Consider the following 15,271-nt stretch of genomic DNA (forward strand, 5'->3'; position numbering starts at 1 on the left):
CGCTCACCGGACGATCGGTCGCGGCTACTGCGCCGACGTGCCGCCGACTGTGATCGCCTGGAACTGTTCGTGCAGGGCTTCTGTGAGTTCGCGAACCTCGGGAACGAGGTCGGGATCGACGATGATCGTCACTGTCAGGGTGCCGGCATACGACAGTGCCACGAAGGCGACGCCCACGTTTCCCGTATTGACGATCAGCGGCACAATCGCGGTGACCCTGGCTCCGGCGACCCTCAGCGGTGACGACGGGCCCGGCAGGTTGGACAGAAACGAATTGACCAGGTGCTGCCGATCCACGAACCAACGGAAGATCCGGATGGCTGCCAGGGCGCGGAACAGCGGGCCGAGCAGGGCCGCCGACCGCCCTCGCACGCTCGATTTCTGTGCACGGGTGCTGCGGGAAACGGAAACCAACCGCTGCGCCGGAGTTCCGGCCAGTGGTACCCGGACAGGCATGACGCCGACCTGATTGCCCAATTCCCCGTCCGTGTTCGCACCGCGAGCAGAGACCGGAACCGAGATCACCAACTCGGACGGGGACTCGCCACGCGTGCGCAGGATGTCGGCAAGCGCACCGGAGGTGGCGACCAGCAGCACATCGTTGACAGTCGCGCCCCATCGCCGCCCCTCCACACGGGTCGCGTCCAGATCCACCTCGACCGTCCCGACCGCACGTCGAACACCCGTGGGCGCATTGAACGAACATCGGGGGGCACGTCCACCGATGCCCCGTCCGAGTTCCGCCCACGCCGCAGGAAGACCCGCGACGGCCTGTGGAACTCGGCGCAGGCTGCGAAGCCGTTCGATCACGTTGTCGGCGAGCAGTTCTCTCGTCCTCGGCTTCGGACAGGCCCGGTGCCGTTCGGGCGGAATCGAGCGGCCCAGCTCGTCCGAGACGTCTGCTCCGTCGACCAGATGCGCCAGCACGGCCAGTCCTCCGATCCCGTCGGCCAGCACATGATGCATCACCGTCACCAGTGCTGTGTTCCCGTGCGGATCCGCGATGTCGGTGACGAGAATCGCGCGCCACAGCGGCCGCGACCGCGGCAGCGGCCGGGTAAGTGCGTCCACCGCGAGGGCCATGGCGGCATCCCGGCTGCCGGGAACCGGGCATCGCACCTGCGACAGGTGAGCATCGACGTCGAAGTGCTCGTCGTCCAGCCAGTAGGGTCGGCCGAGCCCGAGCGCAGGTTCGGACAGGCACTGCCGCAGTCGCCGAATCCCGGTCAGTCGTTCGGTGAGCGCGGCCTGCAGCGCCACCGGGTCCGGCTCGACGCCACCGGCGAGGAAGATCACGGCGCCGACGTGGAGGGGCGCCGGCCCGACATCCGAGACGAGTTCGGTCAGGTCGCCGGGACCGATGCGCTCTATCCGACTCGGGTCCGCCACCCCTCCAGGATCGCAGGTATCGCTCTCTGCCATGGGTGCACCGGACCGGGCGAGCCGGACTCGGCCCGGACACAGAACCCAGGGGGTCCGGTAAAGGTGACTCTGCGCCGCCGCCGGCTGCCGCCCACGATCGAGGGCACCTGATGCGATCGGTTCTCGTCCGTAGCACGATGGAGCAATGACCGACGCGAGCACCGAACCCACCGCCACCGATTCCGTCGTGGACGCGCTGCGCGGGGCCGTGGCGTCCGTGGAAGCAGCCATCGTCCGTCTCGAGGGCGAAGACGCGGCTCCGGACACCGTGGAAAGCGTGCTCGCATCCGTAGGGGCGCCCGCCCTGGGCGATATCGTCACGCGGCACAACGCCCTGACCAGGGCTGCCGCGATAGTCGACCACCGCGGCACGCTGCCCGACGCAGATTGGACGCCGCTGGCCGAGCTCGGGTCGCGGCTCGACGAGACCGTCGCGCGCGTGCAGGCTCACGCGTCGGCCCTGCTCGACGGAGCCGACGCGGACAGGCCGGTGCCGGAGCACCTGGAATACCTGCACACGATCGCGGTCGAGGAACGACTGGGCGAGACACTCCAGTTGCTCGTGCTGGTCGAGGACTGTCTGTTTCTGTGGCATCGCGTTCGCATCGCCCGGGAGGGTTCCGATCCGGGGGTCGTCGCGGCTGCCCGGTCCGCGCTCGCCCGGCACTTCGAGGGGGACGCCGACCTGTTGCGACGGGCGCGCAGGACCCTCGCGCGGTTCGCGGAGGGATCGCCGCTCGAGGTGGTTCGCCGGCTGTCCTCGAGCCGCACCACGCGCGCATTGTCGACGCTGCGGCGTGATCTCGAGGACTACCGCGCGGCCTTCCGGGCCGATGACGCCGGCTGGCTCGCGGACGAAGATCCGGATGTCGCCGAGGCACTCGACTCCATCGACAGTCCCCTCAAGGCGGTCGGCGGAGCGCTCGGCGACGTCCTCGAGCGCGGTCGTGCCCGGGTGACGGAAACGTTGAGCCGCGACGACGGGGACAGGGCAGACGGGGACAGAGCAGACGAGGCCAGGGGATCTGCCGCGGATCCCGACCGGGCGTAACGCCCTCTAGCCCACGGATACCTCGAGCTGCTAGGTTCGCTTTATATCCCTAGATGCTCTAGGTATGGAGGGTTCGTGTTCATCGACAAGGATCTGGTCGCAGCCTCGGCGACGCCCCTGGTACTCGGCATACTCGCCGAGGGCGAGTCCTACGGATACGCAATCCTCAAGCGGGTCAACGAGCTGTCCGGCGGTCGCATCCAATGGACCGACGGAATGCTCTACCCCCTGCTGCATCGCCTCGAGCGCGCGGGCTATGTGGTTGCGAGCTGGCATATCGCCGAGAACGGCCGTCGGCGCAAGCACTACACACTCACCGATGCCGGCACCGAGATGCTCGTCGAACGCGCGGCGCAATGGTCGGTCGTCGCCGCGGCCCTCGAGAAGGTGTGGCAGTCTGCGCTGCCCCCGGCGGCAGAAGGGTTGACGTGATGGACGCCGACGCGCAACTCGAATCCCAGATCGCCCGCTGGCGCGGCTACGTCTCCGGTCACCGGGTGATTTCCCCGCTCGACGTCGACGAGATGGAAGGCCACCTGCGGGATCAGGTCGAGGATCTCTCGGCTGCCGGGCTGACGTCGAGCGAAGCATTCCTGGTCGCGGTGGGACGCATGGGCAGCGTGGACGAGATTTCTCGCGAGTTCGCCCGCGAACATTCCGACCGCCTGTGGAAGCAACTCGTGCTCGTTCCGGCAGGCACCGAGTCCGCCTCCGGCCGGCATCCGCGTGAGCTGGGCGTGGTGATCGCGCTCGCGGCCTGCGCGGGGGTGGCCGTCAAAGCCGGACTGGAGTGGCTCCCGGAACAGGCACTGGTACGCAATGCATCGCTGTTCGTGTTGCCGTTCCTCGTCGCATACTTCGCCTGGAAGCGCGATATGCCGGTGCGCGCCGCGGCGGCCCTGGCGATTCCGTTCCTGCTCACGGCGTCGGCGCTGAACCTTTTCCCGTTCGTCGGCGCCGGCTCCACCGAAATCATCGCGGCGATCCACGCCCCCATTCTGTTGTGGCTCGTCGTGGGAGTCGCGTACGTGGGAGGCGAGTGGCGATCCCAACGGCGGCGGATGGACTTCGTGAGGTTCACCGGGGAGTGGGTCGTCTATCTGACCTTGCTCGCGCTCGGCGGCGCGGTCCTCGTCGGACTCACGCTCGGGGCCTTCGGTGCGCTGGGCGTCGACGTCGAGTGGTTCCTCGAACAATGGGTCGTGCCCTTCGCGCCCCCCGGAGCGATGATCGCGGCGGCCTGGCTCGTCGAGGCCAAACAGGAGGTGATCGAGAACATCGCTCCCGTCCTCACCCGGGTGTTCACGCCGCTCACCGTCGCGATGCTGCTCGCGCTGTTCGTCGCGTCCGTGGCATCGCGCAGCATCCTGGGCGTCGATCGCGAACTGCTCATCCTTATGGATCTGATCCTGGTGCTGGTCCTCGGGCTGTTGCTGTATTCCATCTCCGCCCGCGACCCGCACGCGCCTCCGGACGTGTTCGACACTCTTCAGGTCGTTCTGGTCGCCGCAGCGCTGGCCGTCGACGCACTCATGCTCGCCGCGATGCTCACGCGGATCGCCGAGTTCGGATTCACCGCCAACAAGGTGACGGCGCTCGGGCTGAACCTGGTCCTGCTGGTCAACCTGGTCGGGGCGGGGTGGTTCGGCGTCCGCTTCTTGCGCCGCCGTTGCGGTTTCGACGCGGTGGAACGCTGGCAGACGCGGTACCTGCCCGTCTACGGCGTGTGGGCCGCGGTTGCGGTCGTCGTCATCCCGCCGCTGTTCGGGTTCGGGTAACGACCGGGGTCTACCGATCCTCCGGCGTGACGAGGCCGGTACGGAAGGCGATCGCGACGAGGCCGGCGCGGTCGCGCGCACGCAGTTTGGTGAGGATGCGGGTCACATGCGTGCGGACCGTTGCGGGACTGATGAACAGCTTCGAGCCGATCCCCTCGTTCGACAGACCCAGGCCGACCTCGGCAAGGATCTCGCGTTCCCGGTTCGTGAGTCCGTCGAGTTGCCCGGTGTCGCGCGCGCCTGCCCCGCGTGCGGCGGCCTGCATCACGCGCCGGGTGACAGTCGGCGAGAGCATGGCGTCCCCGCCCGCCACGGTGCGGATCGCGTTGCGGAGATCTCCGGGTGCGGTGTCCTTCACGAGGAAGCCGACGGCACCCGCACGGATCGCGTCGAGCACGTTGTCGTCGGTGTCGAATGTCGTGAGTACCACCACGTGCACGTGGGAAAGTGCCGGATCGCCGATGATCCGGCGGGTCGCGGCGATCCCGTCGGTCCCGGGCATCCGAATATCCATCAGCACCACATCGGGACGCGTCTCGGTGACCACGCGCACGCCTGCGTCCCCGTCGTCCGCCTCGCCCGCCACCACGATGTCGTCCGTGCGCTCGAGCAATGCGCGCAGTCCTTCACGCACAAGAGCCTGATCGTCGACGAGCACGACCCGGATCATGACGGACCCCCCGCGGGAATGCGGGCATCGACGACGAATCCTCCGCCGTCCGGAGTGCCGGTGTCGACGGTCCCGCCCAGCAACGCGACGCGTTCGCGCATGCCGGTCAGGCCCCATCCGGTGGTGCGGCCACCCCGCGACCCGCGGCCGTTGTCACTCACGCAGACTCGCAGTACATCGTTGTGGTGGTCCAGGGCGACAACGACTCTCGTCGCATCGGAATGACGGAGGACGTTGCTCAGAGCCTCCTGGATCACCCGGTACGCGGTCGCGTCCACCACGGCGGGCAGTGTTGCCGGGGTGCCCCGGGATTCGATGTGCACCGCTACGCCTGCGTCGGAGACGGTGTCGACGAGTCGAGGGATCTCGGCGAGTCCGGGTGTAGGCGAGTGGTCCCCGCGTGCTGTGGTGCCGGCGGGGGAGCGGAGTGCCTCGACCGTGGCATGCAGTTCGGACACCGCGCGCGAACACGAGTCGCGAACGGCCACCAGCGATCGGCGTGCGAGGGCGGGATCGTCGTCGAGGGACTCGGCAGCCACGTCGGTGTGCAGCGAGATCACGGACACGGTGTGCGCGAGCAGGTCGTGGAGATCGCGTGCGATCTGCAGCCGTTCGCGTTCGACGCGACGGGCGGCCTCGCGTTCGCGCTCGAGGCGGGCCGCGTGTTCCCTGCGGACCAGTTCTCGGCCGAGTGCGCGTCTGGACCGCACGCTGTCGCCAAGTGCGATCACCGCCGCCATCAGACCCACCGACCCCGCCGATTCGAATCCGAGCAGGTAGGCAAGATCATCGCCCTGGAACATCCTGACCGCTGTCGAGAGGATCACCAGCGCGCCCGAAACGGCGATCGCCCATCGCAGGTGCCCGGACTCCGCGGCCGAGTACAGCGCCACCGCAAGCGGGAGGGCCAAGCCGATGGGCGGGAACCCCAGGGCGTAATACGCCACCAGGACGGCGGCCGTGACGAGCAGAACGGTGACCGGGCGCTGCCGGCGGAAGAAGACCGGTGCGGCGAACAACGCGCCGAACAGGAAGGCGAGCGCAGGTGGCCCCTGCTCGCCGCCCCCGAGATCGGCGGCGATCGCGATGCAGATGATCGCGAACAATCCCCCGGCGAGGAGCGCATCGGTCGTGCGGTCCTGCCGGAACATATTTCCGGCTGCTGGGCTGGTCTGCGCGGAGATGGTCGGTGCCTTTCCTCCGGTCGTGCGTGTGATCACCGTTCCGGGCGGCAGTGACGGAGTACCCGGCGATCCCGCCCGCACCTGTGGCGATCGGCGCTACGTCGGCGAGATTACCGGCGGCCGCCTGGACCCGGACCAGAAATGCGCGTACGGCGAGGGGTCGTCACCTCGCCGTACGCCCGCGAGCGGAACTACCGGGCGTGTCACCCGACCCTAGCCTCGACCGGCACAGGCGTGGACGTGCGAGCCGCGAGCACCTTGAACAACGCGACGAAGGCCAGGACGGCAGTCACGCCGCTCATGGTCAGACGAACCCAGTGGCCTGTCTCGAACTCGACCGCGGTCTGTCGGAGAACCTCGACAGAATGCACGGCGGCCCCTTCGTCGAACATGATCGTGTTCCGTGGCCAGAAGTAGAAGGCCGAGAACGCGAACTCGCCGAAGACCAGCGAGATCAGGCTCGCCACCGCCCACGGCCGGACCTTCTTGTCGCGCCGGAGCAGGAACACGGACGCCACTGCGAGGGCTACCGTCAGCGCACCCAGAGGCGGGAAGAAGTCCGACGGACCGGCTTCCGACATGAACTCGACGGTCAGATCCAGAGACGCCGGGGGATCGTGGAAAACGTTGGGGTAGAGGATGACTGTTTCGGTGAGGATTGCACCGAACGCGATGAGCGTGACCCAGCTGTAGGCCACGATCACCGCGGTACGGGGCGAGAAAGTGTTGTGTGTCATGGTGACGACGCTAGTTTTCCGGCGTGTCACCGTCGTCCGTCCGGCGACGTAACCGCAGTACGACTTCCGACGTAGGCCGGATTACCGGAGTGCGTCCAGCGCCTCGCCGATCGGCGTGTCGCCGTTGTTGAATTCGATGGTGAGACCGGCGGTTTCGGGTCGCTCGAGTACCGCGGCGGCGACGGCTGCCACATCTGCACGCGACACTTCGCCCGGTTCGGTCGCGCCGTGACCCGCGATGTCGATGCGGCCCGTGGGCGGATCCAGCGTGAGTTTGCTCGGCCCGAGGATCGTCCAGTCCAACTCGGCGGCCCGCAGATGCGTGTCGGCCGCGGCCTTCGCCTCGGCGTAGGCGTAGAAACTGTTGTCCTCCGGCACACCGTGATCCGGACGCGACCCGTAGTAGGAGATCATCACATACCGCCGGACACCCGCCTGCTGCGCGGCCGTCATCGATGCGATCGCGGCGTCGCGGTCCACGGCGTATGTGCGGAGCGCGCTGCCCCCGCCTGCGCCTGCGGACCACACGACCGCATCGTGACCCTGCAGCAACTCGTTGAACGCGAGCGCATCGAGTTGTTCGACGTCGGCAACCACCGGCGTGCCACCGGCGGCGCGCACGTCGTCGGCGTGGTCGGGATTGCGGATGACCGCGCTGACCTCGTGGCCGGCGTCGGAGAGGAGACGTTCGAGGTGGAGCGCCACCTTGCCGTGTCCGCCGAAAACCGCGATACGTGCCATGTCGATGCTCCTAGCGTCGTGGGGAATTCTTCCGGTGAGCATGCCCGTATTCGTTCGTCTCTACGCGTGGGCGTCCTCGGCGCACGCGTTCGAGGGCCGTCGCGACGAGGTGTTCGGCAATGGCGAGGGACGACGTGGCGCCGGGTGACGGGGCGTTGCACAGGTGAACGAGGCGTCCCTGTCCGGTGATGACGAAATCGTCTTCGAGGCTGCCGTCGGCGTTCATCGCCTGCGCCCGGACACCGCGCGGTCCGGCGTGCACGACACCGCGGTTGTGGCCGGTCCAAGAGCAGCACCGGCGACAACACCGTTCCGGTGTTACGTAAAAGTGTTACGGTGTGCGGTATGGCCTACAAGTACGAAGCCGTCGCAACCGATCTCCAGCACCGGATGACGTGGAACGAATGGGCAGTCGGCGACCAGCTCCCGGGGATCCACGAGCTCGCGGCTCACTACGCGGTGTCGCCGTCCGTGGTGAAGGACGCGCAGGAAGTGCTGCGGAAGGAAGGGTTCATCGAGACGCGGCAGGGAAGGGGCTCCTTCGTCGTCTCGATCCCGGAACCGGGGGACATGACACTCGGCATCCGACGGCACCTCGAGGCGATCCGGGCGGATCTTGCCGAGGCCCGCGACGCAGTGGTGCGCGCGGAACGCCGACTCGCGGAGCTGAGCGAAACAATCGTGTAGGACGCATGACAGGCCTGTGGCCCGCAGATCTTCCGGATCTGCGGGCCACAGGTGTGATCGTCGCGCGGGGGTGTCCCGGCTCAGCGGTTACGGTCCGAGGAGTAACCCCACAGCCAGTCCGTGTACTTGTAGCTCGAGGTGTCGCGGATGCGGAACAACTCGTTGCGAGCTTCGCGGCCTGCACCGTCGAGGTGCCACAGGTCGCCCCACATCCGGCCGGTGGTGAGGATGCGGTTGCAGCGCGGCGCGCGCTCGGCGTTGACATCCTGCAGGATCTTCGGCCAGTTCGCGTTGTCGCCCTTGTAGTCCTCGGACGCGTAGTCGGCGAGGCACTTGGCATCCTCGAGGGCCATCACGGCGCCCGAAGCCAGGTACTGCAGCGGCGGATGTGCGGCATCGCCGAGAAGGAGCATGCGGCCGTCGACCCAGTTGTCGATCGGATTGCGGTCGAACATCGGCCACCAGCGGTCCGTCCACAGGTACTTCAGGGCGGAGCGGACACTTTCGTGGCAGTGGTCGTAGGCGTGCGCGAGTTCCTCGGGGCTGCCCCACTTCTCCTCGCCGCGAAGGAACGCCGGCGACTGGAAGACGGCGACCTGGTTGAGCATCTCGCCCTGGCGAAGCGGGTACTGGATGAAGTGGCAGCGCGGGCCGATGTAGCCCACCACGTCCTCGATGTCCTCTTCGAGGGGGACTTCGTTCATCGGGAAGGTGCCGCGGAACGCGACGTAGCCGGAGCCGACGGGCTTGTCGTCGGACAGCTTGGGACGCAGGCGCGAGTGCAGCCCGTCCATCCCGAGCGCGATGTCACCGATGTGCTCTTCACCGTTCTCGAGGATGACGCGCACGGTGTCACCCTCGGTGACGACATCGGTCACCGTCGAATCGGTGCGGAGGTCGGCTCCCGCGCGACGTGCAGCGGCAACGAGTACCGAGTGCAGGTCGGAGCGGTGTACCACGAAGTACACGCCGCCGTAGTGCTCCTGGTAGTCGCGGCCGAGGTTTACCTTGGTGAGGATTTCGGCGGTCACAGCGTCGCGGAAGACGAGGTTCTTGGGCAGCACACCCTTGGCGATCACCTCGTCGTAGACGCCGAGCGACTGGAGGATGCGCGAGCCGTGCGGTCCGATCTGGAGTCCGGCGCCCACCTCACCGAACTCGGCGGCGCGCTCGAAGAGCGTGACGTTCGCACCCTTCAAGGCGAGAGCGAGGGCGTTGGCGACGCCACCGATGCCGCCGCCGGCAATCAGTACTCGCGCGTCCTTCAGATCGGACATGACACTCCTTCGGGTGGGGGGAATTGTGAGATCAGTGAGTGAGGATCGGGCCGCGCGGCGCGTCGTGGCGGACGGGGAACTTCTGCCAGATCACCGTGAGCAACAGCGCCGAGATCAAGGCGCTGACGCCGAAGAGGATGAAGTTCGAGTGGGCGCCGAGTCCGGCGGCGAGCAGCCATCCACCGATCTGTGGGGCGGCAACGGCACCGATCCGGCCGACGCCGAGAGCCCAGCCGAGCGCCGTGCCCCGCAGGTGGTCGGGGTAGTACGACGCGACGGCCGCGATGATCAGTGCCTGGGTGCCGTGGGTACCGACACCGGCGATCACGAAGATCAGGTACACCGCGGCGACCGGCGGATCGAGCAGCAGGGTCAGCAGCGCGACACCGGCCATCAGCGCGGCGACGATGCTCGTCGGCACCGAACCCCAGCGCACGCCGCCCCAGGCGGTGACGAACGAGCCGACGACGGCGCCGAGGTTGAGCGCCAGCGCGAAAGTCAGCGCGTTGCCCAGGTCGGTGCCCTCACCTTGCATGAGCTTGGGAAGCCAGGTGCCGAGGCCGTACCACGAGAGCAGGGTCACCACGGTCACCGCCGCGAACATGATGCTCACGGCGCGGAAACGGGTACCGAGCAGTTCCTTGAAGCCGCCCGCGGCGTTGCCGGGATGGGCATCGGGGGCGTGCTTGGGCAGCACCTTGATCGCCAGCGGAACGAGAATGAAGAGCGGGATCAGCGCGAAGAGGAACATCGGGCGCCAGCCCCAGTGGGGAATCACCGGGATGCCCACGAGGGCCGCGATCGAACCGCCGATCGGCACGCCGGACATCATCATCGTCGCGACGGCGGCGCGCCACTTGTTCGGCACCAGTTCGGCAGCCAGGGCGTTGGACGTCGGCACCAGTCCGCCGAGGCCGATTCCGGCGATCAGGCGCAGGATGCCGAAGACCGCAGGTCCGGGAGCGACGGCACACAACGCGGTGAACACGGAGAGGACGACAACGCAGCCGACCACCGCCTGTTTGCGTCCGATCGCGTCGGACAACCGGCCCGCGAGAACGGCGCCGATCATCATGCCCAGGAATGCCAGGCTGCCGAGTGTGCCGGCCGTCGAGGAACTGATTCCCCATTCGTCCTGCAGGCTGGGGATCACGTTGCCGTAGACGATGAGGTCGTATCCGTCGAATACGACGAACAGCCAGCAGACGACGACTGCTGCGATGCTGCCGGGAGCCATGGGCAGACGGCGTGCACCGGAGGCGACGGTGGCCCCTGGGGAGATGTGCATGAATCCAACGTTGATGCGCTCACGTGCTCGGTGCAATAAAGTTCTTCTATGCAGAATGCGCCGAAACCAGGCAAACGCATCACGAAGCCGTCGTACTCGCTCGAGTCCGTGGACAACGCGCTGCACCTGCTGCAGTTGCTCCGCGACGTCGGAGCACTGCGGGTGAAGGACGCGGCGGAGGCGCTCGGCACCGCGCCGTCGACCGCGCATCGGCTCCTGGCGATGCTCGTCTACCGGGGCTTCGCCGTGCAGGACGAGAAGCGCCGCTACCACCCCGGTCCCGCGATGGGGGCCGGGCCGGCGAAGCACGGATGGACCAGAGAGCTTGCCGATATCGCGCGTCCGCACATGGAGGCGCTCGCGATGATGACGGGCGAGACCATCAACCTGGTTCTCCGGATCGGGTCGCAGGCACGTTTCCTGTACACGGCAGAAGCGGCAACGATGCTGCGTGTGGGGGACAGGCAAGGCCAGGTACTCCCGGCGGAACTCACCGCGGGCGGGCGCATCCTGCTCGCCGAACTCCCCCGGCGCACGCTCGAACAGCTGTACCTCCGACCGGCGGGCCCGCCGACCATCAGCCAGGGCCCGACCGCATCCGAGACGGACCGGCGGCTCGCTCCCGGTGAGTTCGAGATCTTCGTCAGTGAACTCGAAGCGGCCCGGCGCGTGGGATTCGCCGTCAACGTCGAGCAGACCGAACAGGGCGTCGCGGCATTCGGGGTCGCGGTGCGGAACGGTCGTGGGCACGCGATCGCGGCGCTCACCGCAGCGGTACCCGCGACCCGGTACCGGCAGCACCTGCACGGGCAACTGGTGCAGCAGATGCGGGCGGCGATCCGGGGCCTCGAGGTGGACGTCGCACACATCGAAGGATGAGATCTACGTCAAGATTCCACAGGGAAGAATATTGTGTGCTCTGGCGGACGGTGCGGCATAGGTTGTGATCAACGCCCAACGTGTGTGTCGTTTCGCGAGGAGAAATCATGACCGAGCACGACCCGGAACTGCAGAAGCTCTACGACGATTTCGAGGCCGAGCATCTCGATCCGTTGTGGACGCAGCTCGGGGACCTCATGCCGATGGCGCCGACCTCCAAGGCGGTTCCGTTCGTCTGGAAGTGGTCGACGCTCTACCCGCTCGCGCAGCGCGCGGGCGACCTCGTGCCCGTCGGGCGCGGTGGTGAACGCCGTGCGATCGCCCTGGCGAACCCCGGCCTCGGCGGAGTCCCGTACATCACGCCCACCCTGTGGGCAGCGATCCAGTACCTCGGCCCGAAGGAAACCGCACCGGAGCACCGCCACTCCCAGAACGCCTTCCGATTCGTCGTCGAGGGTGAAGGCGTGTGGACCGTCGTCAACGGTGACCCCGTCGCGATGCGCCGCGGTGACTTCCTGCTCACGCCCGGGTGGAATTTCCACGGCCACCACAACGAGACCGATCAGCCGATGGCGTGGATCGACGGTCTCGACATTCCGTTCGTTCACTACACCGACACCGGATTCTTCGAGTTCGGTTCGGACGGCGTGACCGACGAGGGAACGCCGGACATCTCACGCTCCGAGCGACTGTGGGTCCATCCCGGTCTGCGTCCGCTCGTCGGGCTCGACCGCAAGACCAGCTCGCCCATCGCCTGCTACCGCTGGGAGCACACCGATCGCGCCCTCACCGAGCAGCTTGCGCTCGAGGACGAGGGTTACGCCGCGACGCCCGAGCCGGGCCACGCCGCGATCCGCTACACCAACCCGACCACCGGCGGCGACGTCATGCCGACGATCCGCGCCGAGTTCCACCGTCTTCGCGCCGGCGCGCACACCCGCCCCCGTCGCGACGTAGGGTCGCTCGTCTTCCAGGTGTTCGAAGGCCAGGGTCGCTTCGATCTCGGCGGAACCCCGCACGATGTTGCCAAGGGCGACATGATCGTCGTCCCGTCCTGGGTCGAGTGGTCGCTCGAAACCGATGAGGGCGTCGACCTGTTCGCGTTCTCGGACGCACCCATCGTGGAGCGTCTGCACTTCAACCGCACCATCATCTCCGAAGGAGCCTGACCCACCATGCGACTTGCAACTCTCCGACTCGACGGCGCAACCGCTGCGGTGCGTGTCGACGACGACTCCACCGCCACCGTGATCGACGGCTACGCCGATCTGTCCGAACTGCTGAACGACGCAGACTGGAAGGCCGTCGCCGAGAAGGCAGCGGGCAAGACCGTCGACCTCGCCGATGCCGACTACGCACCCGTCGTCCCCAGCCCCGGCAAGATCGTGTGCGTCGGACTCAACTACGCCACCCACATCCAGGAGATGGGTCGCGAACTCCCCGAGTTCCCGACGCTGTTCTCGAAGTTCAAGGAAGCCCTCACCGGCCCGTACGACGACGTGATCGTCCCGGCGTACGCCGGTTCGCAGCTCGACTGGGAAGCCGAGCTCGCCGTCGTCATCGGCAAGCAGGCGTACCAGGTGTCCGAGGCCGACGCCGAGGAGTACATCGCGGGTTACTCGGTCATCAACGACTACACGATGCGCGACTACCAGTACCGCACGCTGCAGTGGGACCAGGGCAAGACCTTCGAGAAGACCAGCGGCTTCGGCCCCGTCCTCGACACCGACTACAAGCTCGGCACCAAGATCGAAACCCGCCTCGAGGGTGAGGTCATGCAGTCGTCGAACACCAACGATCTGGTGTTCACCCCGGCCAAGCTGGTGGACTACATCTCGCACATCGTCACGCTGCAGCCCGGCGACGTCATCATCACCGGCACCACCGGTGGTGTGGGCCATGCCCGCAAGCCGGCACGCTACATCCAGGACGGCAACGTCTGCGAGGTCACCATCGAGGGCCTCGGGTCCGTCAAGAACAAGACGATCATCAAGTAGGAGAAGGAAGACCGTGGGATTCAACGATCTCGAACTCTCCGAACGCCTGCTCATCGCACGGCGCGGCACGGCGTACCTGTCGCAGCGGCTCGCGGAACTGACCGACGACGAACTCGCCGGACCCACCCTCCTCGACGGGTGGACCCGCCAGCACCTGACGGCGCATATCGGGTACAACGCGGCCGCACTGTGCCGGTTGATGGATTGGGCTGCCACCGGTGTGGAGACCCCGATGTACGCCTCCACCGAGCAGCGGGCGCAGGAGATCGCCGAGGGCGCCACGCTGAGTCCCGCCGCGCTTCGTAACCTGTTCGCTCACACCGTGGCCCGGCTCGACGAGAAGTGGCGTCACCTGCCGGAGTCCGCGTGGCAGGCGCAGGTCCGGACCGCGCAGGGCCGCTTGGTTCCTGCCGAGGAAACTGTCTGGATGCGCACGCGTGAGGTCTGGATCCACGCGGTGGATCTCGACAACGGCGGACGCTTCGGTGATTTCCCGAAGGTGGTCCTCGAGTCGCTGCTCGACGACATCGTCGGCATGTGGCGGAAGAAGGAACTCGGCGCGGGTATCGCACTCGAGGTCGACGGCGGCAGCACGATCGCCGTGACGCCGGACGCGGAAGCCATCCACGTGGTGCGCGGTTCGCTTCCCTCAGTGGTGCGGTGGGCTGCCGGACGCGGCGCCGTCGGCGTCGAAGCCGGAGACCTGACGCCCCCGCGCTGGCTCTGATCCGATCGAGACGAAAGGCCCCTTCCATCCGAGATGGAAGGGGCCTTCGCCATGGTGTGACCTAACTGGTCGGTCGACAGCGACCGAGGCACGAAGAGCCCCTCCGCGCATGCGCGGCAGGGCTCTTGTTCCGGTGGTCCACCTCGCCGGACGGCGAGCAGGGGCCTAGGTGTGCGTACCGTCCTGCTCGGTGTCATGAGGTCCGGAGTCGTGGTCCGGGTGCTCGCCTTCGTGCTCACGATGGTGGGCACCGGGTCCGCGCCCGTCGCGCAGGCCGTCGCCCTGTCCGCGCTCTGCACGAGGTCCGTCACCCTCCTCGGGTCCGGTCTCGCGGTCCGAATGCGGTCCTCTCGGTCCGTCGGGTCGCTCTCCGCCGTAGCGCGTGCGGTCACCCGGTTCGCGTTCGACACCACGCTGCGCGTCCGGAGCCGTCGCCGAGTCCGGACGTTCGCGGCCCCGATCGGTGGAGTCGTGGGTGTCCTGGCCGTCCTCCGCTTCCTGCGTGTCGTCCTGGGTCTGTGCCGTCACCTGGCCCGGACCTGTGGGCTCGTTGGAGTCCACAGCGGTTGCGATCCCCACCGAACCGGCTGCCACGGCCACTGCCGCGACACCCGCGATGAGCCATCGCTTGTCGATGCGCATTTCCGCACCCCTTTCCTTACTGGTCCTCAGTACCGAAGGTAGGAGCCGGACATGAAACATTCCTGAGAAAGAAGTCAGAAATCGACGTGCATTGCGTCCCGGATCGTTTGTGCTGCACAGGGTCTTGTGTCCGGAGGCACACACACAGGGGACCCGCACCGATCGGTGCGGGCCCCCTGTGCTCGGCCGTG

General features: G+C 67.5%; 16 protein-coding genes and 1 pseudogene. 8 read left to right on the top strand and 9 right to left on the bottom strand.

Going from position 1 to position 15,271, the window contains the following annotated elements; genetic code table 11:
* Positions 1 to 24 precede the first annotated feature (24 nt).
* Entirely contained in the window at positions 25 to 1,389 is a 1,365-nt protein-coding gene (locus tag HF877_RS18475) for a wax ester/triacylglycerol synthase domain-containing protein (protein ID WP_346765233.1), read from the bottom strand.
* Between the two features lie 178 nt (positions 1,390 to 1,567).
* Here HF877_RS18475 and HF877_RS18480 point away from each other — a divergent pair, with 178 nt between their 5' ends.
* The 3 genes from HF877_RS18480 (at position 1,568) to HF877_RS18490 (ending at position 4,251) form a co-directional block, all read left to right on the top strand.
* On the top strand, positions 1,568 to 2,473 hold the full coding sequence (locus HF877_RS18480; RefSeq protein ID WP_206037338.1) for a hypothetical protein: 906 nt from the start codon (positions 1,568 to 1,570) through the stop codon (positions 2,471 to 2,473).
* 75 nt (positions 2,474 to 2,548) lie between these two features.
* Positions 2,549 to 2,905 carry a PadR family transcriptional regulator gene (locus tag HF877_RS18485; RefSeq protein ID WP_169622663.1) on the top strand — a complete coding sequence of 119 codons (357 nt, stop codon included), beginning with the start codon at positions 2,549 to 2,551 and terminating at the stop codon, positions 2,903 to 2,905.
* Entirely contained in the window at positions 2,905 to 4,251 is a 1,347-nt protein-coding gene (locus HF877_RS18490) for a permease prefix domain 1-containing protein (protein WP_169622725.1), read from the top strand. The genes HF877_RS18485 and HF877_RS18490 overlap by 1 nt, the downstream gene beginning before the upstream one ends.
* A 10-nt stretch (positions 4,252 to 4,261) precedes the next feature.
* On the opposite strand, the gene HF877_RS18495 is transcribed toward HF877_RS18490, so the two are convergent.
* From HF877_RS18495 to HF877_RS18515, 5 genes and pseudogenes are all read right to left on the bottom strand, one after another.
* A complete protein-coding gene (locus HF877_RS18495) occupies positions 4,262 to 4,921 on the bottom strand; it encodes a response regulator transcription factor (protein WP_169622664.1) in 660 nt (219 codons plus the stop codon).
* Positions 4,918 to 6,141: a sensor histidine kinase gene (locus HF877_RS21660; RefSeq protein ID WP_169622665.1), complete on the bottom strand. Its 1,224-nt coding sequence runs from the start codon at positions 6,139 to 6,141 to the stop codon at positions 4,918 to 4,920. The genes HF877_RS18495 and HF877_RS21660 overlap by 4 nt, the downstream gene beginning before the upstream one ends.
* A 167-nt stretch (positions 6,142 to 6,308) precedes the next feature.
* The gene (locus HF877_RS18505) at positions 6,309 to 6,842 is read right to left on the bottom strand and encodes a DUF1772 domain-containing protein (RefSeq protein WP_169622666.1); all 534 of its coding nucleotides are present in this window, start codon (positions 6,840 to 6,842) and stop codon (positions 6,309 to 6,311) included.
* Between the two features lie 81 nt (positions 6,843 to 6,923).
* Entirely contained in the window at positions 6,924 to 7,583 is a 660-nt protein-coding gene (locus tag HF877_RS18510; protein ID WP_169622667.1) for an SDR family oxidoreductase, read from the bottom strand.
* Between the two features lie 103 nt (positions 7,584 to 7,686).
* Positions 7,687 to 7,836: pseudogene (locus HF877_RS18515) on the bottom strand (L-2-hydroxyglutarate oxidase); the annotation flags it as partial.
* Between the two features lie 92 nt (positions 7,837 to 7,928).
* On the opposite strand from HF877_RS18515, the gene HF877_RS18520 reads away from it, so the two are divergent.
* Positions 7,929 to 8,270 carry a winged helix-turn-helix domain-containing protein gene (locus HF877_RS18520; RefSeq protein WP_169622668.1) on the top strand — a complete coding sequence of 114 codons (342 nt, stop codon included), beginning with the start codon at positions 7,929 to 7,931 and terminating at the stop codon, positions 8,268 to 8,270.
* An 80-nt stretch (positions 8,271 to 8,350) separates the two neighbouring features.
* Here the strand turns inward: HF877_RS18520 and HF877_RS18525 are convergent, their stop codons facing one another.
* The gene (locus HF877_RS18525; RefSeq protein ID WP_169622669.1) at positions 8,351 to 9,547 is read right to left on the bottom strand and encodes an FAD-dependent monooxygenase; all 1,197 of its coding nucleotides are present in this window, start codon (positions 9,545 to 9,547) and stop codon (positions 8,351 to 8,353) included.
* A 31-nt stretch (positions 9,548 to 9,578) separates the two neighbouring features.
* Complete coding sequence (locus tag HF877_RS18530; protein WP_240952712.1) at positions 9,579 to 10,784, bottom strand: aromatic acid/H+ symport family MFS transporter; 1,206 nt, start codon at positions 10,782 to 10,784, stop codon at positions 9,579 to 9,581.
* Between the two features lie 99 nt (positions 10,785 to 10,883).
* Here HF877_RS18530 and HF877_RS18535 point away from each other — a divergent pair, with 99 nt between their 5' ends.
* The 4 genes from HF877_RS18535 (at position 10,884) to HF877_RS18550 (ending at position 14,438) form a co-directional block, all read left to right on the top strand.
* A complete protein-coding gene (locus tag HF877_RS18535) occupies positions 10,884 to 11,714 on the top strand; it encodes an IclR family transcriptional regulator (protein ID WP_169622671.1) in 831 nt (276 codons plus the stop codon).
* A 107-nt stretch (positions 11,715 to 11,821) separates the two neighbouring features.
* Positions 11,822 to 12,883, top strand: a complete 1,062-nt coding sequence (locus HF877_RS18540) for a cupin domain-containing protein (RefSeq protein ID WP_169622672.1) — start codon at positions 11,822 to 11,824, stop codon at positions 12,881 to 12,883.
* A gap of 6 nt (positions 12,884 to 12,889) precedes the next feature.
* Positions 12,890 to 13,711 (top strand): fumarylacetoacetate hydrolase family protein, encoded by an 822-nt coding sequence (locus HF877_RS18545; RefSeq protein ID WP_169622673.1) that lies wholly within the window; start codon positions 12,890 to 12,892, stop codon positions 13,709 to 13,711.
* Between the two features lie 13 nt (positions 13,712 to 13,724).
* Complete coding sequence (locus tag HF877_RS18550) at positions 13,725 to 14,438, top strand: maleylpyruvate isomerase family mycothiol-dependent enzyme (protein ID WP_169622674.1); 714 nt, start codon at positions 13,725 to 13,727, stop codon at positions 14,436 to 14,438.
* A 165-nt stretch (positions 14,439 to 14,603) separates the two neighbouring features.
* Here HF877_RS18550 and HF877_RS18555 read toward each other — a convergent pair whose 3' ends face one another.
* Complete coding sequence (locus HF877_RS18555) at positions 14,604 to 15,080, bottom strand: hypothetical protein (RefSeq protein WP_169622675.1); 477 nt, start codon at positions 15,078 to 15,080, stop codon at positions 14,604 to 14,606.
* Between the last annotated feature and the right edge of the window lie 191 nt (positions 15,081 to 15,271).

It is taken from the genome of Rhodococcus sp. BL-253-APC-6A1W (assembly GCF_012843405.1).
Lineage (GTDB): Bacteria > Actinomycetota > Actinomycetes > Mycobacteriales > Mycobacteriaceae > Rhodococcus.